Origin of the sequence: Ramlibacter aurantiacus (genome assembly GCF_016722895.1) — a bacterium.
In the GTDB taxonomy this organism is placed as follows: Bacteria; Pseudomonadota; Gammaproteobacteria; order Burkholderiales; family Burkholderiaceae_C; genus Ramlibacter; species Ramlibacter aurantiacus.
Genome location: NZ_JAEQNA010000003.1, coordinates 317904 through 343478 on the forward strand (window position 1 = coordinate 317904; position 25575 = coordinate 343478).

The following is a 25575-nucleotide window of genomic DNA, read 5'->3' on the forward strand; positions in this document are numbered from 1 at the left end:
GCGAATTTTATTCGGGCAGGGTGGCGGCCGCGGTGAGGCATTCCTTGAGCACCCGCGCATTCCCGACCTGGTTGGCCAGCAGCAGGATGAGCCGGGCGTTCAGCAGCTCGGATTGCTCGGGCGTGAGGCCCTGGTGGGCGTCGAGCAGCTGCTCGTAGAAGCCGTCGGCGTCCTCGAAGTTCAGCGTGGTCTTCATGCGCAAGCTCCTTCGGTCAGGGCCAGCCCGGCGGCGACCGCCTGGACCAGGCCGGCGTCGACGGCCTCGCCGGTGGCGGCCACGTACGCGTCGGGCCGCACCAGCGCCCAGGCGTGGCCGAACACATGGCAGGCGCCCTGCAGGTGGCCTTGCGGGTCGCGCACATGCTCACGCGCCTGCGCGGGCCCGTCGGCCACGACCTGCACCACCCGCACCGGCGCGGTCTCGACCAGCGCACGCAGGCGCTCGCGGGCGCTGGCGGTGAGGGTGCCGAACACCAGCAGCAGCAGATCGCCGGCGGCCCAGTCCAGGAGCTGGTTGACCGAGCCGGCCGAGCCGTCGGCCCACTGGAAGGACACGTTCTGCACCGACTTGCCGCCGCCCGGGCCGCAAACCGGTGAGCGGCTGTACGGGTTGGCGACGGCCATGCGCCCGGTGTTGACCAGCGAGCGGGCGAACAGGTGCTGCTTGGCCAGGCTGATCACGGCCTTGCGGAACACGCGTTCGATGCCATCGGCCGGCCGCAGGAAACGCGCCGTGCGGTTGGTGACCTGCACGTTCTGCGTGGCGGCCTCGTGCCGCTCGTGGTGGTAGCTGTCCAGCAGCGCCGGGCTGGCGCGCCCGCGCAGCACCGCGGCCAGTTTCCAGGCGAGGTTGTCGGCGTCGGCCACGCCGGTATTGCCGCCCCGGGCGCCGAAGGGGCTGACCACCTTGGCGGAATCGCCGATGAAGAACAGCCGGCCGTGCCGCATCTGGTCCACGCACTCGCTGCGGTAGGCGTAGGGGCCCACCCAAACGATCTCGTAGCGGGTGTCGGGGCCGAACTGCCGGGCCAGGCGCTCGCGCACCACGTCCTCGCGGCTGACGTAGGCCGGGTCGGCGTCGGGCGCCATCTGGTAGTCGATGCGCCAGACATCGTCTCCCATCAGGTGCTGCCACACGGCCCGGTCCTCGTTGAACGGAGCCTCGATCCAGGTGTGGCGCTCCTGTGGCGGATGTTCGGCGAAGCGCACGTCGGCGATGCACCAGCGGTCGTCGCCCTTCTTGGCGGTGACGCTGGCGCCCACCCATTGCCGGAACGGGCTGCGCGAGCCGGAGGCGTCGATCACGTGGTCGGCCCGCAGCTGGTAGTCGCCCGCCGGCGTCGTGATGGACAGCAGCGCACCGTTCTCGTCCTGGCTGTACGCGGTCACCCGGTTGTTCCAGCGCAGGTCCACGTGGCCGAGTTCGCGGATGCGGTCGACCAGGAAGGCCTCGATGTAGAACTGCTGGATGTTGATGAAGGCCGGCTGGCTCGACAGGTTGAAGCCGGCCTGCTGGCTCATGTCGAAGGAATACACCTCGTCATGGCCGGCGAAGGTGCGGCCCACGCACCAGCGCGTGCCCTTGGCGGCGATGCGGTCGTACACCCCCAGGCGCTCGAAGATCTCCAGCGATTTCTGGGTGTAGACGATGCCGCGCGAGGACGCGCCCTTGACCCCGACCGTGTTGTCCTCGTCCAGCAGCACCGCCGGCACGCCCAGGCGGGCCAGGCAGCAGGCGGCCGTCAGCCCGGTGATGCCGCCGCCGACGATGACGATGGGCTGGTGACCGGGCGTGCCGGCCTTGATCTCGGGCGGCTCGACGAACGGGTACTCGGGCAGCACGTAGCCGCTGCCCTGCGTGAACTCGTAGCCGTTGGTGAATGCCGTCTCGGCATAGCGATCGACCATGGATCCTCCGGTGAGCCGACTCGTCAGGCGGACTTGGCGCCGACCTCCGGCCGGTCGTTGCGCTGCGGCTTGAGCGGCTGGGAGGCCTTGCCCTCGGCCCGCTCCCGGCGCCATTGCTCCTTGCGCGCCGTCCATTCGTCCAGGCGCGCGTGGCAGGTCTTGCTCTCCTCGAGCATCTGGAACTCGTCGGCCAGCTGGGCGGTCAGTTCGAGCCGGATCCCGTTGGGGTCGAAGAAGTAGATGCTGTGGAAGATGTGGTGGTCGGTGATGCCCAGCACCTCGACCCCATGGGCCTCCAGCCGCGCCTTCATGTCGCGCAGGTCCTGCTGCGAATCGACGCGGAAGGAGATGTGGTTGACCCACTTGGGCGTGTTGGGCGAGGGCTCGGCCACCTGGTCGTCGCCCAGGTCGAAGAAGGCGATGAACGAGCCGTCCTGCAGGCGGAAGAAGAAGTGGGTGTAGGGGCAGTACTCGCCCGTGCTCGGCACGTGGTCGCTCTGGATGATGTGGTACAGCGGCAGGCCCAGGATGTCTTCGTAGAAGTGCCGGGTCTCCTCGGCATCACGCGCCTTGTAGGCGTAGTGGTGCAACTGCTGGATGGCGGGCGGGGCGGGCAGCGTGGGACTGGCGGGATTCGGATGAAGGACTGCGGCCATGGAGCGTCTCCTGGGTTTACCATTGCGTAACGCGTTCACTATAGCGTAATCGCCCGGTTGGGCCGGTGGTACCCGGGTCCCCGGCGCTGTCATTCGGGGGCGAACAGGTCCACCTTGTCCGTGATGATCCCGTCGCAACCCAGCTCGTTCAAGCGCTGCGCGGCCGCCGGGTCGTTCACCGTGTAGCCCAGGCAGCGCAGCCCGGCGCCGCGGGCCTGCGTCACCAGGGCCGCATCCCAGAGCGTGTGCCGGCAGACCACCGCCACGCACTGCAGCGCTTCGGCCTGTTCCAGCCATCCGGGCCGCAGCGCGTCGAGCAGCAGCGCGCGGGGCAACTCGGGCACGACCTTGCGGGCGGCGTGCAGGCTGTCCGGCTGGAAGGACGACAGCAAGGGCGGCACGGCAGCCGCCTGCCAGGACGCGGCCGCGTGCCGGGCCACCACCTCGCCGGTGATCGCCTCGGCGCCGGGGGTGGGCTTGATCTCGATGTTGAGCAGCCGGTCGTTGGCCCGGCACCAGCGCGCGATGTTCTGCAGCGTGGGCAGCGGCTCGCCGGCATGGGCGGGCGAGTGCCAGCTGCCCGCGTCCAGCCGGGACAGCTCGGCCCAGGGCAACTGGCCCGCGATGCCGCGGCCGTTGGTGGTGCGCTCCAGGGTGGCGTCGTGCAGCAGGAACGGCACGCCATCGGCCGAGAGCTTCACGTCGCACTCGGCCATGCGATAGCCGTAGCCGGCGCCCAGGCGAAAGGCCGCCAACGTGTTCTCCGGGGCCAGCTGCCCGGCGCCGCGGTGGGCGATCCAGCGGGGATAGGGCCAGGGCTTCATGTCATGCGTCCACCCGCTTGCCGGTGTCGGCTGCGAAGTGGTGCAGCCGCTCGGGCCGAGGCGCCACCCGCATGCGCGCTCCAGCCACCGGCGCGGGGCGCGATTCGTCGACCCGCACCACCAGGGCTTCGTCGCCGATGCGGCCGTAGACCAGGCGCTCGGCGCCCAGCAGTTCCACGGTGTCCACCTGCACGTCCCAGGCCAGCCGGTCGCCGCCGGGCTCATCCGGTGCCAGGATGTCCAGGTGCTCGGGCCGGATGCCGAGCAGCTGGCCCGGCCGCGCGCCGGCCGCCTGGCGCAGCAGGTTCATCGGCGGCGAACCGATGAAGCCGGCGACGAAGGTGGACGCCGGCCGGTGGTACACCTCCTCGGGCGTTCCGAACTGCTCCATGTGGCCCGCGTTCATCACGATCATGCGCTGGGCCAGCGTCATGGCCTCGACCTGGTCGTGGGTGACGAAGAGCGAGGTGATGCCCAGCTCGCGGTGCAGCTTCTGGATCTCCAGCCGCGTTTGCGCGCGCAGCTTGGCATCGAGGTTGGACAGCGGCTCGTCGAACAGGAAGACCTGCGGCTGGCGCACGATGGCCCGGCCCATCGCGACCCGCTGGCGCTGCCCGCCCGACAGCTCGCGCGGCTTGCGCTGCAGCAGGTGCGACAGCTCCAGGATGGCGGCCGCCTTGTCCACCCGCTGGCGGATCTCGGGCGCCGGCATGCGGCGGATCTTCAGGCCGTAGGCCATGTTGTCGAACACGCTCATGTGCGGATAGAGCGCGTAGTTCTGGAACACCATGGCGATGTCGCGCTCGGCAGGCTCGAGCGTGTTGACCACGCGGCTGCCGATGGCGATCTCGCCGGCGGTGATCTCCTCCAACCCGGCCACCATGCGCAGCAGCGTGGACTTGCCGCAGCCCGAGGGCCCGACGATCACCACGAACTCGCCGCGCTCGATCTCGGCGTTGACGCCGTGGATCACCTGGTTTTCGGATCTGCCGTGGCCGTAGCGCTTGACGATGTTTCTGAGCGAGAGGGCTGCCATACGGTGCGTCGTTCTATTTCTCGGTGTCGACCAGGCCCTTGACGAACCAGTGCTGCATCAGCAGCACCACCAAGGCCGGCGGGATCATGGCCAGGATGGCGGTGGCCATGACGATGTTCCAGTCGTTGGCGGCGTCGCCGCCGGAGATCATCCGCTTGATGCCCATGACCACCGGGTACATCGATTCGTCGGTGGTCACCAGCAGCGGCCACAGGTACTGGTTCCAGCCGTAGATGAACTGGATCACGAAGAGCGCCGCGATGCTGGTGGTCGACAGCGGCAGCAGCACGTCCCGGAAGAACCGCATCGGGCCGGCGCCGTCCACCCGCGCCGCCTCCACCAGCTCGTCGGGTACGGTCAGGAAGAACTGCCGGAACAGGAAGGTGGCCGTCGCGCTGGCGATCAGCGGCACGGTGAGCCCTGCATACGTGTTGAGCATGCCCAGGTCCGAGACCACCTGGTAGGTGGGGCCGATGCGCACCTCCACCGGCAGCATCAGCGTCACGAAAATGGCCCAGAAGAAAAACATGCGCCCGGGGAAGCGGAAGTACACGATGGCGAAGGCCGACAGCAGCGAAATGGCGATCTTGCCGATCGCGATCACCAGCGCCGACACCGCACTCACGAACATCATGCGCCCGACCGGGGCCGTGGAGGCCGAACCCCCGCCCGTGCCGTTGATCGCGTGCGTGTAGTTCTCCAGCAGGTGCGGCCCCGGCAGCAGCGGCATCGGCGCCTGCACGATGTCGCGCGCCGTGTGGGTGCTGGCCACGAAGGTGATGTACAGCGGAAAGGCGACCACGATCACGCCCAGCACCAGCACCAGGTGCGAGATGAAGGTAGCCAGCGGACGACGTTCAACCATGATGCTTCGTGCCACGAGAGAAGCTGCCAAATACGGGGGCCACCGCGGAACCGGCTTCGCCGGGCCGCTGGTGGCGCCCCCTCGGGGGGAGGCGACGAAGTCGCTGCGGGGGGGTCAATAGTTCACTTTTCTCTCGATGTAGCGGAACTGGATGACCGTGAGCACGACGACGATCGCCATCAGCACCACCGACTGCGCCGCCGAGCCGCCCAGGTCCAGTGCCTTGAAACCGTCGTAGTACACCTTGTAGACCAGGATGGCCGTGTCCTTGCCCGGCCCGCCTTCGGTGGCGGCATCGACGATCGCGAAGGTGTCGAAGAAGGCGTAGACGACGTTGATCACCAGCAGGAAGAAGGTGGTGGGAGACAGCAGCGGAAAGACGATGCTCCAGAAGCGCCGCCAGGGTCCGGCGCCGTCGATGGCCGCGGCCTCGATCAGGCTGCGGGGGATCGCCTGCAGGCCGGCCAGGAAGAACAGGAAGTTGTAGGAGATGTGCTTCCACACGGCGGCGAACACGATCAGCGCCATCGCCTGCCCACTATTGAGCAAGTGGTTCCACTCGTATCCCGCCTGCCGCAGGGCGTAGCTCACCAGGCCGATGGATGGCGCGAACATGAACAGCCACAGCACGCCAGCCACTGCCGGCGCCACCGCGTAGGGCCAGATCAGCAGGGTCTTGTAGAAGGTCGCGCCGCGCAGCACGCGGTCGGCGAAGACCGCCAGCACCAGCGACAGGGACAGCCCCAGGCCGGCGACCAGCACCGAAAAGATGGCGGTGGTGCGGAACGACGCCAGGTAGCTCTCGTCGTGCAGCAGCCGCTCGAAGTTCTCCAGCCCGACCCACTCGACCGAGCTGCCGAAGGCGTCCTGCTGCTGCAGCGACTGCACCAGTGCCTGCGCCGCCGGCCAGAAGAAGAAGACGGCGATGACCAGCAGCTGCGGGGCGAGCAGCGCGCCCGGCAGCCACCAGCTCTTGAAGCGGACCCGTTTCTCGGCGGCCACGTTCCCTTCAGCCGCGGTTGGCGCGCTCGAATCGTTCGAGCTGCTCGTTGCCGCGCTTCACGGCGCCATCGAGCGCCTCCTGGGCGGTCTTCTTGCCCGCCCAGACCTGCTCCAGCTCCTCGTCCATGATGGCGCGGATCTGGTTGAAGTTGCCCAGGCGCACGCCGCGCGACTTGTCGGTGGTCTTGCGGATCATCTGGTTGACCGCGGTGTCGGTACCGGGGTTCTGCTTGTAGAAGCCCGATTTCTCCGTCAGCTCGAAGGAGGCCAGCGTGACCGGCAGGTAGCCGGTGCGCTGGTGGCTCTTGGCCTGCACCTCGGGGTTGGTCAGGTAGTTGAAGAAGGCGGCCACGCCCTTGTAGTCGGCCGCCGGCTTGCCCGACATCACCCACAGCGAGGCGCCGCCGATGATGGTGTTCTGCGGCGCGCCGGGCACGTCGGGGTAGTAGGGCAGCGGCGCGATGCCGAAGGCGAACTGCGCGTTCTTCTTGATCGAGGCGTAGGTCGACGAGCTGGCGGTGGCCATGGCGCACTCGCCCGAATAGAAGGCGGCGTCGGCCTTGTTGCCGCGGCCGCGGTACTGGAACAGGCCCTGCTTGGCCATGTTGCCCAGGTTCTCGATGTGGCGCACGTGCAGCGGACTGTTGAAAGCCAGCCGCGCCTTGGTGCCGCCGAAGCCGTTGTTCTGGGTGGCGAACAGCGTGTTGTGCCAGGTCGAGAAGCTCTCCAGCTGCGTCCAGCCCTGCCAGCTGGTGGTGAAGGGGCAGGCCACGCCCGCGGTCTTGAGCTTGGCCGCCGCCAGGGCCAGCTCGGGCCAGGTGCGTGGCGGCTTCTCGGGGTCGAGCCCGGCCTTCTTGAACAGGTCCTTGTTGTAGTTGAGGACGGTGGTGGAGCTGTTCAGGGGAAAGCTGAGCATCTGGCCATTCGGCGCGGTGTAGTAACCGACGACGGCGGAGATGTAGGCGGTCGGGTCGAACTTGTGGCCGGCATCGGCCATGACCTTGCCCACCGGCACCACCGCGCCCTTGGCCGCCATCATGGTGGCGGTGCCCACTTCGTACACCTGCAGGATGTGGGGCGCATTGCCGGCACGGAAGGCGGCGATGGACGCGGTCATGGACTCGTCGTAGCTGCCCTTGTAGGTGGGGATGACCTTGTAGTCCTTTTGGCTGGCATTGAAGCCATTGGCCAGGTCGACCACCCAGTCATTCAGGCCGGCGGTCATGGAATGCCACCAGTGGATCTCGGTTTGCGCCAGGACAGGCGCGTGCAGGGCGGCGGCCAGCGTGGCCAGGGCGAAGGTCTTGCCGAATTTCATGGACTGCGTCTCCTTGTTGCGAACGCGACCTTAAGGCCGGTTCATGACTCTTCTGCGAAACAACCCATTCTGGAGCTTGTCGCGAGCCGCCGGGCACCGGGTTTTCCAGCCGTCCGGGCTGCAGCGGTGCCCTGCGGTAACATCGCCCGTCAGCCGCGCCTCCCCCTCATCGTTACGGCTGCAGCCCGCTCGCGATGAACGCTCCCACCGCACTCGATCACCTTCTTGCCGACACCGGCGCCCAGGCTGCGCGCCTGCGCGAGATCCCCTACAACTACACCTCGTTTTCCGACCGCGAGATCGTCATCCGGCTGCTGGGGGCCCGGGCCTGGGAGGTGCTGAGCCGGTTGCGCGAAGAGCGCCACACCGGCCGGTCCGCCCGCATGCTCTACGAGGTGCTGGGTGACATCTGGGTCGTGCAGCGCAACCCCTACCTGCAGGACGACCTGCTCGACAACCCCAAGCGGCGCCGCCTGCTCGTCGAGGCGCTGCACCACCGCCTGGGCGAGGTCGAGCGGCGGCGTACGCCCGGCGAGGACAACGGCCGCGACGTGCTGGTCGGCGAACTGCTGGCCGCGGCCCGCCTCGCCGTGCAGGGCTTCGACGAGAGCTTCACCCGCATGGCCGAGTTGCGGCGCCGCACCCAGCGCGTGCTGGGGCGGCTCACCGCGCGCGACAACATCAAGTTCGACGGCCTGTCACGGGTGGCGCACGTCACCGACGCGACCGACTGGCGGGTCGAATACCCGTTCGTGGTCCTCACGCCAGACACCGAAGCCGAGATGGCGGCCGTCGTGCGCGGCTGCATCGAGCTGGGCCTGACCATCATTCCGCGCGGCGGCGGCACCGGCTACACCGGCGGCGCGATCCCCCTGACCTGGAAGAGCGCGGTCATCAACACCGAGAAGCTCGAGGCCATGAGCGAGGTCGAGAAGGTGGCCATCCCCGGCCACGAGCAGCCGGTGGCCACCGTCTGGACCGAGGCCGGCGTGGTGACCCAGCGCGTGGCCGACGCCGCCGAGCGCGCCGGCTTCGTCTTCGCGGTCGACCCCACCTCGGCCGAGGCCTCGTGCGTGGGCGGCAACGTTGCCATGAACGCCGGTGGCAAGAAGGCCGTGCTCTGGGGCACGGCGCTGGACAACCTGGTGTCCTGGCGCATGGTCACCCCGCAGGCCGAGTGGCTGGAGGTGGTGCGGCTGGACCACAACCTGGGCAAGATCCACGACGCCGAGCAGGCCAGCTTCGAGCTGCGCTACTTCCCGGCCGACAGCCGCCGCGTCGACTGGAGCAAGCCGGCGCGCACCGAACGCCTGGTGATCCCCGGCCGCGCCTTCCGCAAGGAGGGCCTGGGCAAGGACGTCACCGACAAGTTCCTGGCCGGCCTGCCCGGGGTGCAGAAGGAAGGCTGCGACGGCCTCATCACCAGCGCGCGCTGGGTGGTGCACCGCATGCCGGCGCACACCCGCACCGTGTGCCTGGAGTTCTTCGGCAACGCCAAGGACGCGGTGCCCAGCATCGTCGAGATCAAGGACTTCATGTTCGCCGAGCAGCGCCGCAGCGGCACGCTGCTGGCCGGGCTGGAGCACCTGGACGACCGTTACCTGAAGGCCGTGGGCTATGCCACCAAGAGCAAGCGCGGCGGCCTGCCCAAGATGGTGTTGATCGGCGACATCGCCGGCGACGATCCCGACGCCGTGGCCCGCGCCACCTCCGAGGTGGTGCGCCTGGCCAATTCGCGCAGCGGCGAAGGCTTCGTTGCCATCAGCGCCGAGGCCCGCAAGAAGTTCTGGCTCGACCGCAAGCGCACGGCCGCCATCAGCCGCCACACCAACGCCTTCAAGATCAACGAAGACGTGGTGATCCCGCTGCCGCGCATGGCCGAGTACACCGACGGCATCGAGCGCATCAACATCGAGCTGAGCCTGGCCAACAAGCTGCGCCTGGTCGATGAGCTCGAAGCCTTCCTCGCGCGCGGCAACCTGCCGCTGGGCCGGCAGGACGACGCCGGCGAGATCCCGCCGGCCGAGCTGCTGGGCGATCGCGTGGCCCAGGCGCTGGCCCTGCTGGGGGAGGTGCGCACGCTCTGGAGCGGCTGGCTGCAGCAGGTCGATGCGCTGTTCCCGCAACTGCAGGACCACACCCTGCGCGCGAGCTGGAAGACGCAGATCCGCGCGCCGCTGCAGCAGGTGTTCGGCGGCCAGGCCTTCGCGCCCATCCGCGACGAACTCGACGCCATCCACCAGCGCGTGCTCAAGGGCCGCGTATGGGTGGCGCTGCACATGCACGCCGGCGACGGCAACGTGCACACCAACATCCCGGTCAACAGCGACGACTACGAGATGCTGCAGGCCGCGCACGGCGCCGTGAAGCGGATCATGGGGCTGGCCCGGTCGCTGGGCGGGGTGATCTCGGGCGAGCACGGCATCGGCATCACCAAGCTCGAATTCCTCAGCGACGAGGAGCTCGCGCCCTTTGCCGAGTACAAGCGCCGCGTCGACCCCGAAGGCCGCTTCAACCTGGGCAAGCTGCTGCGCAGCACCGATCCGCAACCGGCGATCGGGGTGGCGCTGCACTCGGACCTGACCAACGCCTACACCCCCAGCTTCGGCCTGATGGGGCACGAGTCGCTGATCATGCAGCAGTCGGACATCGGCGCCATCGCCGATAGCGTCAAGGACTGCCTGCGCTGCGGCAAGTGCAAGCCGGTGTGCGCCACGCACGTGCCGCGCGCCAACCTGCTGTACAGCCCGCGCAACAAGATCCTCGCCACCTCCCTGCTGGTCGAGGCCTTCCTGTACGAGGAACAGACGCGCCGCGGCGTGTCGATCAAGCACTGGGAAGAGTTCGAGGATGTGGCCGACCACTGCACGGTGTGCCACAAGTGCTTCAATCCCTGCCCGGTCAAGATCGACTTCGGCGACGTCTCCATGAACATGCGCAACCTGCTGCGCAAGATGGGGCAGAAGAGCTTCCGTCCCGGGCAGGCCGCGGCCATGTTCATGCTCAACGCCACCAACCCCGAGACCATCAAGCTGGCGCGCACCGCCATGGTCGACGTGGGCTTCAAGGCGCAGCGCCTGGCCAACGACCTGCTGCGCGGCCTGGCCCGCAAGCAGGTGACGCAGCCCCCGTCCACCCACGGCACGGCACCGCTCAAGGAGCAGGTGATCCACTTCGTGAACAAGAAGTTGCCGGGCGGGCTGCCCAAGAAGACGGCCCGGGCCTTGCTGGACATCGAGGACAAGGACTACGTCCCCATCATCCGCAACCCCCGCACCACCACCACCGAGTCCGAGGCGGTGTTCTATTTCCCGGGCTGCGGCTCCGAGCGCCTGTTCTCGCAGGTGGGCCTGGCCACGCAGGCCATGCTCTGGCATGCGGGCGTGCAGACGGTGCTGCCGCCGGGCTACCTGTGCTGCGGTTACCCGCAACGCGGCAGCGGCGACTTCGACAAGGCCGAAAAGATCATCACCGACAACCGGGTGCTGTTCCACCGCGTCGCCAACACCCTGAACTACCTGGACATCAAGACCGTGGTGGTCTCCTGCGGCACCTGCTTCGACCAGCTCCAGGGCTATGAATTCGACAAGATCTTCCCGGGCTGCCGGATCGTCGACATCCACGAGTACCTGCTCGAAAAGGGCGTCAAGCTCGAAGGCGAGGGTGCCTACCTGTACCACGACCCCTGCCACTCGCCCATGAAGCTGCGCGACCCCATGCAGACCGTCAAGGAACTGGTGGGCCCGCAGGTGCGCAAGTCCGAGCGCTGCTGCGGCGAGTCCGGCACGCTGGGGGTCACCCGGCCGGACATCTCGACCCAGGTGCGCTTTCGCAAGGAAGAACAGCTGCGCAAGGACGAGGCGGCGCTGCGCGAGGCCAGCGCCGTCGGCGCCGAGGGCAAGGTGAAGATCCTCACCAGCTGCCCGAGCTGCCTGCAGGGCCTGTCGCGCTATGGCGCGGACCTGCAGAACGGCCTGCTCGAGGCCGACTACATCGTGGTCGAGATGGCCAACCGGCTGCTCGGCGCCGACTGGATGCCCCAGTACGTGAAGGCCGCCAACCAGGGCGGCATCGAGCGGGTGCTGGTGTGAGCGCCGCCCGGCCGGCCGCCCGAAGGCGCTCGCCCCCTCCGCTTGCGAGGTCGGAGGAGCAGCCCGCGCAGCGGGCAATGCTGGGGGAGGCCAACCAGTGACCACGGCCGACTGTCCCCTGTGCATCGGTGACGGTGGGCGCGTCGTGCTCCGCACGGCCTCCTGGCGCCTGATCCATGCCGGCGAGGCCGCCTGGCCCGGCTTCTACCGCCTGGTCTGGAACACGCACGTGGCCGAGCTGTCCGACTTGAGGGCCGTCGACCGCGCAGCCTGCCTGGACGCGGTCTGCGCCATCGAGTCGGCGATGCGGCGCCACCTGTCGCCCACCAAGATGAACCTCGCCAGCCTGGGCAACCAGGTGCCGCACCTGCACTGGCACCTCGTCGCCCGCTTCGACTGGGACACCCATTTCCCCGCGCCCCTGTGGGCCGCCCCGGTGCGGCAGCCGGCGATGGCGCGATTGGCCGACTTGCAGGCCCGCCTGCCTGCGCTAGAAGACGACCTGCGCTCCCGCGCGTTCGCCTGACTCCTTTTCCAGGACGACTCCCATGGCCGGCTTGACGCCCGACACCCCCACCCCCGTGGCCCTCACCGTGCACGCCCGTTCTCGCCAGCTGGAGGTGTCGTTCTCCGATGGCGCCAGCTTTCGCATCCCCTTCGAGCTGATGCGCATCTACTCGCCTTCGGCCGAGGTGCAGGGCCACGGCCCCGGCCAGGAGGTGCTGCAGACGGGCAAGCGCGAAGTCACCATCGATTCGCTGGAGCCGGTGGGCAACTACGCCGTCAAGCCGGTGTTCTCCGACGGGCACGACAGCGGCATCTTCTCGTGGGAGTACCTGTACTTCCTGGGGGCGAGCCAGCAGCAGTTGTGGGCGGACTACGAGGCGCGCCTGGCGCAGGCAGGGGTGTCGCGCGATGCGCCCATGCCCGGTCCTACCGGCAAATCCTGCGCCCACTGACGCGGGGCGCTGTGGCGCCCACCTTACAGTCGGTCCACGGGGTTTTCCCCGTGCCGCTGCCGCGTGCGCCCGGCGCATGGCGGCATGACCTAGCATCCAGATCATGAGCAGCACCGATTTCGGCTACCAGACCGTCGACGAGCGCGACAAGGCGCGCCGTGTACGCGGCGTCTTCGACTCCGTCGCCCCCCGCTACGACCTGATGAACGACCTGATGTCGATGGGGCTGCATCGCGCCTGGAAGGCCTTCGCCGTCATGGCCTCGCACGTGCGGCCGGGCCAGCACGTGCTCGATATCGCCGGCGGCACCGGGGACCTGTCGCAGGCCTTTGCCCGGCAGGTCGGCCCCAGCGGGCTCGTGGTGCACACCGACATCAACGAAACCATGCTGCGCACCGGCCGCGACCGGCTGGTGGACCAGGGGGTCCTGCTGCCCACGGTGGTGTGCGACGCCGAACGCCTGCCCTTCCCCGACAACGCCTTCGACCTGGTCAGCGTCGGCTTCGGCCTGCGCAACATGACCCACAAGCAGGCGGCCATCGGCGAGATGGCCCGCGTGCTGCGGCCGCGCGGCCGCCTGCTGGTGCTGGAGTTTTCGAAAGTGGCCCAGCCGCTGCGCAAGGCCTACGACTTCTATTCCTTCCAGGTGCTGCCGCGCCTGGGCCGGTGGGTCGCCGGCGACGCCGAGAGCTACCGCTACCTGGCCGAATCGATCCGCATGCACCCTGACCAGGAAAGCCTCAAGGCCCTGATGAAGGCCGGCGGCTTCGGTCACGTGGACTATCACAACCTCACGGGCGGCGTCGTCGCGCTGCACGTGGGCATCAAATGTTGAGGTGGCCGCTTTGCGGCGCCCGCAATATCTGCAAGCAGACCACGCCACCGCGGGCCGCCGCGGAACCGGCTTTGCCGGCCGCTGGTGGCGCCCCTCGAGGGGGACAGGGCGCAGCCCGAGGGGGCCCGCCGCAGGCGCTTCGGGGTGGGGCTTTGAACTGACAGGAGACATGACATGAAGATCTGGTCGACCCTTCTGGCCTGCACGCTGTTGCTGGCCTCCGTGGATGCGGATGCGCGCCGCATGGGTGGCGGCCGCTCGATCGGCAAGCAGTCCGGCAACGTCACCCAGCGCCAGGCGACCCCGCAGCCGCCGGCCGGCACGCCGGCCACGGCCCCGCAGCAGGGCACGGCCGCGGCGCCAGCGCAGCGGCAGGCGGCGCCCGGCGCGACCCCGGCCACGCCGGCACGTTCTCCCATGCGCGGCCTGCTCGGTGGGCTCGCCGCCGGGCTGGGCCTGGCCTGGCTGGCCAGTGCGCTGGGCTTCGGGCCGCAGTTCGCGCAGTTCCTGCTGTTCGCCTTGCTGGCGCTGGTGATCATGGTCGTGGTCGGCATGGTCATGCGGGCCCGCCGCGGCGGCGCCCCGGCGGCCGGCGGCCGCCCCTATGCCTTCCAGGGCGCGGGTGCCCCGGCCGAGCAGGCTGCGGCTCCGCGGCAGTACAGCCCCCACAACGTCGGCAACGACGCCTCGGCGCGGCCCTTCGAGCGCAGCAGCATGGCGTATGACGCCGCGCGCCACGGCGGTGGCGTGCAGATCGGTTCGACATTGGCAGGCGACCGCGACTGGGGCGTTCCGGCTGGCTTCGACGTGGCCGGGTTCGTCGAGGCCGCCAAGCGCAATTTCGTCCTGCTGCAGGACTGCTGGGACGGCGCCGACCTCACCACGCTGCGCTCCATGATGACCGACGAGATGCTGGGCGAGATCCGCAACCAGCTGCGCGAGCGCGAGCAGCAGGGCGGCACGCCGGGCAAGACCGAGGTCGTCATGCTCGATGCCCAGTTCCTCGGTATCGAGGACCTGGGCGACGACTATCTCGCCAGCGTCGAGTTCTCGGGACTCATCCGCGAGGCCCCCTCGGCCGGCCCCACGCCGTTCCGGGAGGTCTGGAACATGATCAAGTCCAAGCGCGGCCCCTCCGGCTGGCTGGTCGCCGGCCTGCAGCCCCTGCAATAGCGGCGCCGGCCCGCCACTGCCGGGCCGCATGACTTCGCGGGAATAATGGGAGGCTATGGCCACTGACGCCCCCCACAACTTCCTGGACCGCATGGCCGAGCAGCTCGGCGGTCTGATCCAGCCGCCCGGCTGGGCCGTTCATGAAGCGCAGCGCCGGGTGGTGCTGCTCCTCAACCATGTGCTGATGCAGGAGCCCGAGGCCCAGGCCCGGCTCGAGCGGCACAAGGGGCGGGTGCTCGAGGCGCACTGGCGCCACTTCCACATGCGCCTGGTGGCCACGCCGGCCGGCCTGCTCGACCTGGCCGAACCCGGCATCGCGCCCGATCTCACCCTGACCGTCACCGAACCATCCCCGCTCGGCCTGGCCCAGGCCGCGCTTCGGGGCGAAAAGCCGCCGGTGCGCATCGCGGGCGACGTGCAGTTCGCCGCCGAGATCAACTGGCTGGTCGACCACGTCCGCTGGGACCTGGAGGAAGACCTGGCCCGCGTGCTCGGCGACGGCCCGGCGTACACGCTGGCGCAGGCCGGCCGGGGCATGGTCGACGCCCTGCGGCGGTTCGTGGGGAGCGGCGGCAAGCCGCCGGCCCAGCCTCCCGGCAGCCCCCGATGAGGCGGTATCTCCGGGCTGCGTTCATCGCCTGGATCGTGCTTCGGTACGGCCTGGACGATCTGTTCCTGCGCAGCTTCCGGCACCCCACGCTGCGGCTGCTGGCCGCCGTCGTGAGCGTCGGGCGTGACCTGCGGGCCCCGCGTGGCCGGCGCCTGCGCGAGGCGCTGGAGCGGCTGGGCCCGATCTTCGTGAAGTTCGGGCAGCTGCTGTCCACCCGGCGCGACCTGTTGCCGCCCGATGTGGCCGACGAGCTGGCCCTGCTGCAGGACCGCGTCCCGCCCTTCGACCCGCGGCTGGCGATGGCCACGATCGAGCGTGCCTTCGGCCGCCCCATCGACACGCTGTTCGCCAGCTTCGAGCGTGAGCCGGTGGCCAGCGCGTCCATCGCGCAGGTGCATTTCGCGACGCTGCTGGCACGCGACGGCAGCCTGCGCGAGGTGGCCGTGAAGGTGCTGCGGCCCGGCATGCTCGAGGTGATCGAGCAGGACCTGTCCCTGATGCGCATGATGGCCGGCTGGGCCGAGCGTGTATCGGCCGATGCCCGCCGGCTCAAGCCGCGCGAGGTGGTCGCCGAATTCGACAAGTACCTGCACGACGAACTCGACCTGCTGCGCGAAGCGGCCAACGCGGCGCAGCTGCGCCGCAACATGGCCAGCCTGGGCCTGGTGCTGATCCCGGAGATGTACTGGGATCTGTGCCACTCCAGGGTCATCGTCATGGAGCGCATGAAGGGCGTGCCCATCAGCCAGGTGCAGCGGCTGGTGGACGCCGGGGTCGATCGCCGGCAGCTCGCTCGCGACGGGGTCACCATCTTTTTCACGCAGGTGTTCCGCGACGGCTTCTTCCATGCCGACATGCACCCGGGCAACATCATGATCAGCCTGGAGCCGCGCACCTTCGGTCGCTACATCTCGCTGGACTTCGGCATCGTCGGAACCCTGACCGAGTACGACAAGGAATACCTGGCGCAGAACTTCACCGCCTTCTTCCGGCGCGACTACAAACGCGTGGCCGAGCTGCACATCGAGTCCGGCTGGGTGCCGCCCGGCACCCGCGTCGACGAGCTGGAAGCCGCGGTGCGCTCGGTCTGCGAGCCCTACTTCGACCGGCCCCTGCGCGAGATCTCGCTCGGCATCGTGCTGATGCGGCTGTTCCAGACGTCGCGCCGCTTCCACGTCGAGATCCAGCCGCAGCTGGTGCTGCTGCAAAAAACGCTGTTGAACATCGAGGCGCTGGGCCGCGAGCTCGATCCCGACCTCGACCTCTGGAGTACCGCCCGCCCTTTCCTGGAGCGCTGGATGCTGGAGCAGATCGGCCCGCAGAAGCTGTGGGCCGAGCTCAAGGACCAGGCGCCGCGCTACGCCAAGATGTTGCCCGAGCTGCCTCGGCTGGTGCATGACTACCTGTCGCGCCGGCCGGCCGTGATGGAGCGAGAGCTGCTGGAAACCTTGCGCGAGATCCGCCACACCAACCGCTTGCTGCACCGCCTGGTCTACGGCAGCGTCGGCTTCGCGCTGGGCGTGTTGGCCATGCAACTCCTCATCGGCGCACGGGCCTTCTGAAGCACAGCTTCCGGGCCGGGCCACCGTCCAGTTTGCGGATAATCCCGCAGCTCAGCAAAACACCGACCCGGAGGCTGCCCGATGTTGATGACGTTCATCGTCCTGTACCTGCTCGCATCGATCGCCATCGGGCTGATGGCCGCCCGGCGCGTGCACAACACCGCGGACTACGCCGTGGCCGGCCGCAGCCTGCCGCTGGCCGTGGTCATCGCCACCACCTTCGCCACCTGGTTCGGCTCCGAGACCGTGCTGGGCGTACCGGCCCGCTTCGTCTCGGAAAACCTCGGCGCCGTGGTCGAAGACCCCATCGGCTCCTCCTTCTGCCTGATCCTGGTCGGGCTGTTCTTCGCCTACAAGCTCTACCAGCGGCAGCTCATCACCCTGGGCGACTACTACCGCCAGCGCTTCGGCAGGCTCATCGAGGTCGTCGCCTCGCTCATGGTGATCTTCAGCTATCTCGGCTGGGTGGCGGCCCAGGTGACGGCGCTGGGGCTGGTGTTCCACCTGTTGTTGCCCGAGACCGTGTCGGTGGCCGGCGGCATGTTCATCGGCACGGCGGTGGTGCTGGTCTACACGTTGTTCGGCGGCATGTGGTCGGTGGCCGTGACCGACTTCGTGCAGATGATCGTGATCGTCATCGGGCTGGCGCTGATCGCCTGGTTCGCCGCCGATCGCGCCGGCGGCGCCGGCGCCGTGTTCGCCTATGCGGCGCGCGAGGGCAAGCTCGACTTCTTCCCCGACGGCGGCACCAAGGAGTGGCTGTTCTTCTTCGCCGCCGCCATCACGATGATGCTCGGCTCGATTCCCCAGCAGGACGTGTTCCAGCGCGTCATGTCGGCCAAGGACGCGAAGACCGCGGTTCGCGGCCCGATCATCGGCGGCACGCTCTACCTGCTGTTCGCCGCCGTGCCCATGTTCATCGTCACCGCCGCGGTCGTCGTCATGGGCGACGACGCGCTCAAGCTGTTGGCCGACGACCCGCAGAAGGTGCTGCCCACCCTGGTGCTCGACCGCATGCCGGTGTGGTTGCAGGTGGCCTTCTTCGGCGCACTGCTCTCGGCCATCATGTCCACGGCTTCGGCCACGCTGCTGGCCCCGAGCACGACCTTCGTCGAGAACATCCTGCGCAACCTGGTGCCGGACATGAGTGACCAGGCCACGCTGCGCGCGATGCGGGTTTCGGTGCTGGTCTTCACCGCGCTGGTGCTGGCCTACGCCATCGCCATGGAGGGCACCTCCATCTACGAGATGGTGGCCGGGGCTTACCAGGTGCCGCTGGTCGGCGCCTTCGTGCCACTGGTGTTCGGGCTGTACTGGCGCCGCGCCACCACCCAGGGCGCGCTGGCCTCCATCGCGCTGGGCATCATCACCTGGGGCCTGTTTGCCTTGACGCCCTTGGGCGGCGAGTTCCCGCAGCAGCTGGCCGGCGTGCTGGCCGCCTTGCTGGGCATGGTGGCCGGTTCACTGCTGCCGCAGTGGGTGCCCAACCACACCGGGCACGTGCGCCACTACCAGGGCAGCGACGCGGCCGGCGGCGTGGCCGTCTGAGCGCAAGGGCGGGCGCTTTCGGGGGCGGGCTCCCAAGCCCGGCTGCCTATAATTGAAGGCTTTGCATCAGCCACCTAGCGTCATGCCCATCTACGCCTACAAATGCGGCTCCTGCGGCCACGCCAAGGACGTCCTGCAGAAGATTTCCGATGCGCCGTTGAGCGTGTGTCCGGCCTGCGGCGCCGACGCGTTCAGCAAGCAGATCACCGCTGCCGGGTTCCAGCTCAAGGGCTCGGGCTGGTACGTCACGGATTTCCGCAACGGCAGCGGAGCCGGCTCGGCCCCGGCCAGCACCAGCACCAGCGGCAGCACCGATGCCAAGGGTACCGACGGCGGCAGCAAGCCGGCCGAATCCACCCCCACCCCCGCAGCCAAGTCCGACGGCCCCACCGCCTCGGCCGGTGGCTGCGGCAGCGCCTGCGCCTGCCACTGAGCCGCGGACCCTCCCGATGCACGCCCTGCGCAAATGGCTGTTCGCCGGACTGCTGGTCGTGCTGCCGGTGGCGGTGACGATGTGGGTGATCCAGTGGATCATCGCCACGCTCGACCAGACGCTGCTGATCCTGCCCACGGCCTGGCAGCCCGACCGGCTGCTGGGGTTCCACCTGCCGGGCCTGGGTGTGCTGCTGGCCTTGTCCATCCTGCTGCTGGTCGGTGCCGTCGCCAGCAACTTCGTCGGACGCAAGCTGCTGGCCTGGAGCGACCGCGTATTCAACCGGATCCCGGTGGTGCGCTCCATCTATTCCGGGGTCAAGCAGGTCTCCGACACCCTGTTTTCCGAGAACGGCAATGCCTTCCGCAAGGCCGTGCTGCTGCAGTGGCCCCGCCCCGATGTCTGGACCATCGGCTTCGTCACCGGCGCGCCGGGCGGCGACGTGGTCAACCACCTGGTGGGCGACTGGGTCAGCGTCTACGTTCCCACCACCCCCAATCCCACCGGCGGGTACTTCGTCATGTTGCGGCGAAGCGAGTGCGTCGAACTTCGCATGAGCGTCGACGAGGCGCTGCGCTACGTCATCTCCATGGGGGTCGTCGTCCCCCAGGGCCCTGCCGCTCTCCCTCTCAAGTAATGCGCCCGCGCGGCGCCGGAATTGCACATGTCTAGCCAGAAAATGCGTACGACCTATTGCGGTCTCGTGACCGAGGCCCTGTTGGGGCAGACCGTGACCCTCTGCGGCTGGGTCAATCGCCGTCGCGACCACGGCGGGGTGATCTTCGTCGACCTGCGCGACCGCGAAGGCTACGTGCAGGTGGTGTGCGACCCCGACCGCCCCGAGATGTTCAAGGCCGCCGAAGGGCTGCGCAACGAGTTCTGCGTGCAGGTCAGGGGCCTGGTGCGCGCCCGTCCGGCCGGCACCACCAACGACAACCTGCGCAGCGGCAAGGTCGAGGTGCTGTGCCACGAACTCACCGTGCTCAACCCGTCCATCACGCCGCCGTTTCAGCTCGACGACGAGAACCTCTCCGAGACCACGCGCCTCATGCACCGGGTGCTGGACCTGCGCCGCCCCTACATGCAGAACAACCTGATGCTGCGCTACAAGGTCACGATGGAGGTGCGCAAGTTCCTCGATGCCAACGGCTTCATCGACATCGAGACCCCGATGCTCACCAAGAGCACCCCGGAGGGCGCGCGCGACTACCTGGTGCCCAGCCGCGTGCACGACGGCATGTTCTTCGCGCTGCCGCAATCGCCGCAGCTGTTCAAGCAGCTGCTGATGGTGTCCGGCTTCGACCGCTACTACCAGATCACCAAGTGCTTCCGCGACGAGGACCTGCGGGCCGACCGGCAGCCCGAGTTCACCCAGATCGACGTCGAGACCTCCTTCCTCACCGAGGAGGAAATCCGCGACATGTTCGAGGGCATGATCCGCACCACCTTCCAGAACGCCAAAGGCATCGCCCTGCCGGCGTTCCCCGTGATGAAGCACGCGGATGCCATGCGCCTGTACGGCTCCGACAAGCCCGACCTGCGCGTCAAGCTCGAATTCACCGAGTTGACCGACGTGATGAAGGACGTCGACTTCAAGGTGTTCTCCAGCCCCGCCAACCAGGCCGATGGCCGCGTGGTCGCATTGCGCGTGCCCGGTGGCGGCGAGATGAGCCGCGGCGAGATCGACGGCTACACCGAGTTCGTCAAGATCTACGGCGCCAAGGGCCTGGCCTGGATCAAGGTCAATGACGCCGCCGCCGGGCGCGAGGGGTTGCAGTCGCCCATCGTCAAGAACCTTCACGATGCCGCCATCGCGCAGATCCTGCAGCGCACTGGCGCGGCCGACGGTGACCTGATCTTCTTCGGCGCCGACAAGGCCAAGGTGGTCAACGACGCCATCGGCGCGCTGCGCGTGAAGGTCGGCCACAGCGACTTCGGCAAGGCCCGCGGGCTGGTCGAGGGCGAGTGGAAGCCGCTGTGGGTCGTCGACTTCCCGATGTTCGAGTACGACGACGACGCCCAGCGCTGGAACGCCGTGCACCATCCCTTCACCTCGCCCAAGGATGGCCACGAGGACTGGCTGGAAAGCGACCCTGGCCGCTGCGTGGCCAAGGCCTACGACGCCGTGCTCAACGGCATCGAGCTGGGCGGTGGCTCGGTGCGTATCCACCGCGAAGAGGTGCAGAGCAAGGTGTTCCGCGCACTCAAGATCGGACCCGAGGAAGCCCAGGCCAAGTTCGGCTTCCTGCTCGATGCGCTGCAGTACGGTGCGCCGCCCCACGGCGGCATCGCCATCGGCCTGGACCGTTTCGTCATGCTCATGACCGGCGCCGAGAGCCTGCGCGACGTCATCGCCTTCCCCAAGACCCAGCGCGCGCAAGACCTGCTGACGCAGGCGCCGAGCCCGGTCGACGAGAAGCAACTGCGCGAACTGCACATCCGCCTGCGCCATGCGCAGGCCGCCTGACGCGCGTTTCAGCTCAGCCGTCGGGTAGGACGGCGGCTCACGATGGGTCCCGTCGCTCGAGGGCGCCCCACGATCCCCCGCGGACCTGATAAGGTTTCCCGGGATGATTGGCGACGAAGACCTCTACTTTTTCCGCGAGGGCACCCACGCGCGGCTGTACGACAAACTCGGCGCGCACCTGCAGCCGGATGGCGGCGTGCGCTTCGCCGTCTGGGCGCCCAATGCGCAGGCGGTGTCGGTGGTCGGCGACTGGAACGGCTGGAGCGACGCGGCCGACCCCATGCAGCCGCGCCCCGACGGCAGCGGCATCTGGGAGTCGGTGGTGCCGCAGGCGCAGCGCGGCCACGCCTACAAGTACCGCATCGCGTCCCGGCACGCCGGCTACGTCGTCGACAAGGCCGACCCCATGGCCTTCCTGGCCGAGGCGCCCCCGGCCACGGCTTCGCGGATCTGGGGCCTGGAACACGACTGGCACGACCACGACTGGATGGCCACCCGCCGCGCGCGCAACGCGCTCGACGCGCCCATGTCCATCTACGAGGTGCATCCGGGCTCGTGGCAGCGGCAGGACGGCAGTTTCCTGGGCTACCGCGAACTGGCGCATCGGCTGGCCGAGTACGTGTGCCACATGGGCTTCACGCACGTCGAGTTGATGCCGATCACCGAGCATCCGTTCTACGGCTCCTGGGGCTACCAGACCACCGGCTACTTCGCGCCCACCGCGCGCTACGGCACGCCGCAGGACTTCATGTACTTCGTGGACCACCTGCACCAGCGCGGCATCGGCGTGCTGCTGGACTGGGTGCCCTCGCACTTCCCGAACGACGAGCACGGCCTGGCCTACTTCGACGGCACGCACCTCTACGAGCATGCCGACCCGCGCCAGGGCTTCCACCCCGAGTGGAACTCCGGCATCTTCAACTATGGCCGCAACGAGGTGCGCAGCTTCCTCGTGTCGTCCGGCCTGTTCTGGCTGGACCGTTACCACATCGATGGCCTGCGGGTCGACGCGGTGGCCTCCATGCTGTACCTGGATTACGCGCGCAAGCACGGCGAGTGGATCCCCAACCGCTACGGCGGGCGCGAGAACCTCGAGGCCATCGAATTCCTGCAGGTTCTCAATCGGGAGGTGTACCGGTCCTTCCCGGACACGGTCACCATCGCCGAGGAGTCCACCGCCTGGCCCAACGTATCCCGCCCCATCGAGATGGGCGGACTGGGCTTCGGCATGAAGTGGAACATGGGCTGGATGCACGACGACCTGGCCTACATGCAGCAGGACCCGGTCCATCGGCGCCACCACCATGGGCAGATGACCTTCTCGATGATCTATGCCTTCAACGAGAACTTCGTGCTGCCGCTCTCGCACGACGAGGTGGTCTACGGCAAGGGCTCGCTGCTGGGCAAGATGCCCGGCGATTCGTGGCAGCAGTTCGCCAACCTGCGAGCCCTGTACGGCTACATGTGGGGCCATCCGGGCAAGAAGCTGCTGTTCATGGGCGGCGAGTTCGGGCAGCGCCGCGAGTGGACGCACGAAGGCGAACTCGAATGGTGGGTCACCGGCATGGAAGGCCACGCGGGGCTGCAGCGCTACATGGCGCAGCTCAATCGCGTCTACCGCGACCGTCCGGCGCTGTGGCAGATCGACTTCCACTCGGCCGGCTTCGAATGGGTGATCGCCGACGATGCCGGCAACAGCGTCTTCGCCTTCCTGCGCAAGCCGCGCGAGGCAGCCCCGCCGGTGCTGGTGGTGAGCAACATGACGCCGGTGCCGCGCACCAACTACCGTATCGGCGTGCCCTTGCCCGGCTATTGGTGCGAGGTCCTCAACAGCGACGCCCCCGAGTACGGTGGGGCGGGTTGGGGCAACCTCGGCGGGGTCGAGACCGACCCGGTCCGCGCCCATGGCCGCATGCAATCCATCAACCTCACCCTGCCGCCCCTGTCGACGCTGATCCTCGAACACAAGCCCCATGCCTGAGAAACGAGCCAAGACCCAGCCCGAGATGCGGCCCGAACGGGCCGAGACGTCCGCGACCCAGCAGCCCGCCGCCGGCAAGCCGCGCGCCAAGGCTCCGCCGCCCGCCGCCGAAGGCGGGGCCGAGCCGTCCGTGCGCGCGCGCGCCGAGCCGCGCGCCCGCGCCGCCAGGAAGGCCCAGCCGGCAACGGCGCCTGCGGCCTCCGTGCCCTCGCCCGACGCCCCTCCGGTGCAGGCCGCCCCCGGCGACCAGCCGGGCCCCGCCACCGCCGACGGCAGCGATGGCCGCGTGCGCGCGGTCGTCGATGCCGTGCTGCCGGTCGTCGACGGCGGCCGCTTCGCCGTCAAGCGCGTGGCCGGGGAGCCGGTCGAGGTCACCGGCCACTGTTTCACCGATGGCCACGACGTGATCCGCGCGGTGTTGCGCTGGCGGGCCGAGGCCGAGCCGGACAGCGCCGCCCGCGAAATCGAGATGAAGCCGCAGGGCAACGACGTCTGGTGCGCCTCGTTCGTGCCGCCCACCATGGGCCGCTACCGCTACACCGTGATCGCCTGGGTCGATGCCTTCGAGTCCTGGCACCACGAGATGGAGCGCCGTGTCGAGCCCGAAGACATCCGCATCGCCTGCCGCGTCGGCGCCCAGGAGATCGCCGCGGCCGCCGCCCGGGCCGAGGGCGAGGACCGGCAGACCCTGCAGGACTGGAGCCGCCGCCTCGACGCCGGTGGCAGCGACGGCGACAGCGACGCCACCGCGCTCAAGGCCCTGGCCCTGGACGAAGGCCTTGCCCAGGTGGTCGCCCGCTACCCCGACCGCCGCTTCGCGGTGCGCCACCCGGTGGACCTCCCGCTCGTGGCCGACCGCCTGAAGGCGCGCTTTTCCAGCTGGTATGAGCTCTTTCCCCGGTCGGCCGGCAAGCAGCCCGGTGTCCACGGCACCTTCCGCGACGTCGAGGAGCGCCTGCCCGCCATCAGGAAGATGGGCTTCGACGTGGTCTACTTCCCGCCCATCCATCCCATCGGGCGCATCCAGCGCAAGGGCCGCAACAATGCCCTGACCACCGAGCCCGGCGACGTGGGCAGCCCCTGGGCCATCGGCGCCGACGAGGGCGGCCACAAGGCCATCCTGCCGGAGCTGGGCACGCCCGAGGACTTCCGCCGCCTGCGCGAGAAGGCCGAGGAGATGGGCATGGAGATCGCCATGGACATCGCCTTCCAGTGCGCGCCCGACCATCCCTACGTCAAGGAGCATCCGGCCTGGTTCCGCTGGCGGCCCGACGGCACGGTGCAGTACGCCGAGAACCCGCCCAAGAAGTACCAGGACATCTACCCGTTCAACTTCGAGAGCGACGACTGGCAGGGCCTGTGGACCGAGCTCAAGAGCGTGCTCGACCACTGGATCGCCGAGGGCGTGAAGATTTTTCGCGTCGACAACCCGCACACCAAGGCCTTTCCGTTCTGGGAGTGGGCCATCGGCGAGGTGCAGCGCGAGCACCCCGAGGTGATCTTCCTGGCCGAGGCCTTCACGCGGCCCAAGGTCATGCACCGGCTGGCCAAGGTCGGGTTCACCCAGTCGTACACCTACTTCACCTGGCGCAACACCAAGCAGGACCTCACCGACTACTTCACCGAGCTGAGCACCGCGCCAGGCTCCGACTACTTCCGCCCGAACGCCTGGCCGAACACGCCGGACATCCTGCACGCGCAGCTGCAGTCGGGCGAGGTCCCGGTGTTCATGTCGCGCCTGGTGCTGGCGGCCACGCTCTCGGCCAACTACGGCATCTACGGGCCGGCCTACGAGATGCGGGAGCACCTGCCGCGCAACCCGGGCAGCGAGGAATACCTCGACTCCGAGAAGTACCAGCTGCGCCACTGGAACTGGGACGACCCGAACAGCCTGGCGCCCTTCATCGCGCGGGTCAACCGCATCCGCCACGCCAATCCGGCGCTGCAGGACAACCGCATCCGGTTCCTGCCCATCGACAACGACCAGCTGATCGCCTGGCTCAAGACCTCGGCCGACGGCGGCAATGTGGTGCTCACGGTGGTCAACCTCGATCCCTACAACGTGCAATCGGGTTGGCTGCACCTGGATCCGTCGACCCTCGGCGTCGAACCCGGGCATGCTTTCCAGGTGCACGACCAATTGAGCAACCAGCACTTCGAGTGGCAGGGCTCGCACCATTTCATCCGCCTCGATCCCAATGCCGTTCCGGCCCACGTCCTGGTGGTGCGCCGGCGTTCGCGCGACGAGCGCGATTTCGATTACTTCATGTAGGTTCGCCAGGATGCTGCGCATCACACGAGAGATAT

At 68.7% G+C, this 25575-nt stretch carries 21 protein-coding genes; 13 read left to right on the forward strand and 8 right to left on the reverse strand.

Annotation, left to right across the window (positions count from 1 at the left end; genetic code table 11):
• Positions 1–7: 7 nt before the first annotated feature.
• The 8 genes from JI739_RS11480 to ugpB form a co-directional block, all read right to left on the reverse strand.
• Complete coding sequence (locus JI739_RS11480; RefSeq protein WP_201684030.1) at positions 8–196, reverse strand: DUF2783 domain-containing protein; 189 nt, start codon at positions 194–196, stop codon at positions 8–10.
• On the reverse strand, positions 193–1908 hold the full coding sequence (locus JI739_RS11485) for an FAD-dependent oxidoreductase (RefSeq protein ID WP_201684031.1): 1716 nt from the start codon (positions 1906–1908) through the stop codon (positions 193–195). The genes JI739_RS11480 and JI739_RS11485 overlap by 4 nt, the downstream gene beginning before the upstream one ends.
• A gap of 23 nt (positions 1909–1931) precedes the next feature.
• Entirely contained in the window at positions 1932–2564 is a 633-nt protein-coding gene (locus JI739_RS11490) for a VOC family protein (protein WP_201684032.1), read from the reverse strand.
• 89 nt (positions 2565–2653) lie between these two features.
• Positions 2654–3388: a glycerophosphodiester phosphodiesterase gene (gene ugpQ / locus JI739_RS11495; RefSeq protein WP_201684033.1), complete on the reverse strand. Its 735-nt coding sequence runs from the start codon at positions 3386–3388 to the stop codon at positions 2654–2656.
• Between the two features lies 1 nt (position 3389).
• Positions 3390–4424 carry a sn-glycerol-3-phosphate ABC transporter ATP-binding protein UgpC gene (ugpC, locus tag JI739_RS11500; RefSeq protein ID WP_201684034.1) on the reverse strand — a complete coding sequence of 345 codons (1035 nt, stop codon included), beginning with the start codon at positions 4422–4424 and terminating at the stop codon, positions 3390–3392.
• Between the two features lie 13 nt (positions 4425–4437).
• On the reverse strand, positions 4438–5289 hold the full coding sequence (gene ugpE, locus JI739_RS11505) for a sn-glycerol-3-phosphate ABC transporter permease UgpE (RefSeq protein WP_201684035.1): 852 nt from the start codon (positions 5287–5289) through the stop codon (positions 4438–4440).
• A 114-nt stretch (positions 5290–5403) separates the two neighbouring features.
• Complete coding sequence (gene ugpA / locus JI739_RS11510; protein WP_201684036.1) at positions 5404–6291, reverse strand: sn-glycerol-3-phosphate ABC transporter permease UgpA; 888 nt, start codon at positions 6289–6291, stop codon at positions 5404–5406.
• Between the two features lie 7 nt (positions 6292–6298).
• On the reverse strand, positions 6299–7609 hold the full coding sequence (gene ugpB, locus JI739_RS11515) for a sn-glycerol-3-phosphate ABC transporter substrate-binding protein UgpB (RefSeq protein WP_201684037.1): 1311 nt from the start codon (positions 7607–7609) through the stop codon (positions 6299–6301).
• Positions 7610–7803: 194 nt separating this feature from the next.
• Here ugpB and JI739_RS11520 point away from each other — a divergent pair, with 194 nt between their 5' ends.
• From JI739_RS11520 to JI739_RS11580, 13 genes are all read left to right on the forward strand, one after another.
• Entirely contained in the window at positions 7804–11700 is a 3897-nt protein-coding gene (locus JI739_RS11520) for a DUF3683 domain-containing protein (protein WP_201684038.1), read from the forward strand.
• 97 nt (positions 11701–11797) lie between these two features.
• Positions 11798–12226 carry an HIT family protein gene (locus JI739_RS11525; RefSeq protein WP_201684039.1) on the forward strand — a complete coding sequence of 143 codons (429 nt, stop codon included), beginning with the start codon at positions 11798–11800 and terminating at the stop codon, positions 12224–12226.
• A gap of 22 nt (positions 12227–12248) precedes the next feature.
• Complete coding sequence (locus tag JI739_RS11530) at positions 12249–12659, forward strand: gamma-butyrobetaine hydroxylase family protein (protein ID WP_201684040.1); 411 nt, start codon at positions 12249–12251, stop codon at positions 12657–12659.
• A 103-nt stretch (positions 12660–12762) separates the two neighbouring features.
• Complete coding sequence (gene ubiE / locus JI739_RS11535) at positions 12763–13494, forward strand: bifunctional demethylmenaquinone methyltransferase/2-methoxy-6-polyprenyl-1,4-benzoquinol methylase UbiE (RefSeq protein WP_201684041.1); 732 nt, start codon at positions 12763–12765, stop codon at positions 13492–13494.
• Between the two features lie 174 nt (positions 13495–13668).
• Positions 13669–14667 (forward strand): Tim44 domain-containing protein, encoded by a 999-nt coding sequence (locus JI739_RS11540; protein WP_201684042.1) that lies wholly within the window; start codon positions 13669–13671, stop codon positions 14665–14667.
• 55 nt (positions 14668–14722) lie between these two features.
• Positions 14723–15277: a ubiquinone biosynthesis accessory factor UbiJ gene (locus tag JI739_RS11545; protein ID WP_201684043.1), complete on the forward strand. Its 555-nt coding sequence runs from the start codon at positions 14723–14725 to the stop codon at positions 15275–15277.
• A complete protein-coding gene (gene ubiB, locus JI739_RS11550) occupies positions 15274–16839 on the forward strand; it encodes a ubiquinone biosynthesis regulatory protein kinase UbiB (protein ID WP_201684044.1) in 1566 nt (521 codons plus the stop codon). The genes JI739_RS11545 and ubiB overlap by 4 nt, the downstream gene beginning before the upstream one ends.
• Positions 16840–16920: 81 nt before the next feature.
• The gene (locus JI739_RS11555) at positions 16921–18387 is read left to right on the forward strand and encodes a high affinity choline transporter 1 (protein WP_201684045.1); all 1467 of its coding nucleotides are present in this window, start codon (positions 16921–16923) and stop codon (positions 18385–18387) included.
• A gap of 82 nt (positions 18388–18469) precedes the next feature.
• Positions 18470–18820 carry an FmdB family zinc ribbon protein gene (locus JI739_RS11560; protein ID WP_201684046.1) on the forward strand — a complete coding sequence of 117 codons (351 nt, stop codon included), beginning with the start codon at positions 18470–18472 and terminating at the stop codon, positions 18818–18820.
• Between the two features lie 16 nt (positions 18821–18836).
• The gene (locus JI739_RS11565; RefSeq protein ID WP_201684047.1) at positions 18837–19457 is read left to right on the forward strand and encodes a DUF502 domain-containing protein; all 621 of its coding nucleotides are present in this window, start codon (positions 18837–18839) and stop codon (positions 19455–19457) included.
• Between the two features lie 42 nt (positions 19458–19499).
• A complete protein-coding gene (aspS, locus tag JI739_RS11570; RefSeq protein WP_201684129.1) occupies positions 19500–21287 on the forward strand; it encodes an aspartate--tRNA ligase in 1788 nt (595 codons plus the stop codon).
• Between the two features lie 103 nt (positions 21288–21390).
• On the forward strand, positions 21391–23268 hold the full coding sequence (glgB, locus tag JI739_RS11575; protein WP_201684048.1) for a 1,4-alpha-glucan branching protein GlgB: 1878 nt from the start codon (positions 21391–21393) through the stop codon (positions 23266–23268).
• Positions 23261–25540 (forward strand): alpha-1,4-glucan--maltose-1-phosphate maltosyltransferase, encoded by a 2280-nt coding sequence (locus tag JI739_RS11580; RefSeq protein ID WP_236589488.1) that lies wholly within the window; start codon positions 23261–23263, stop codon positions 25538–25540. The genes glgB and JI739_RS11580 overlap by 8 nt, the downstream gene beginning before the upstream one ends.
• Positions 25541–25575: the final 35 nt, after the last annotated feature.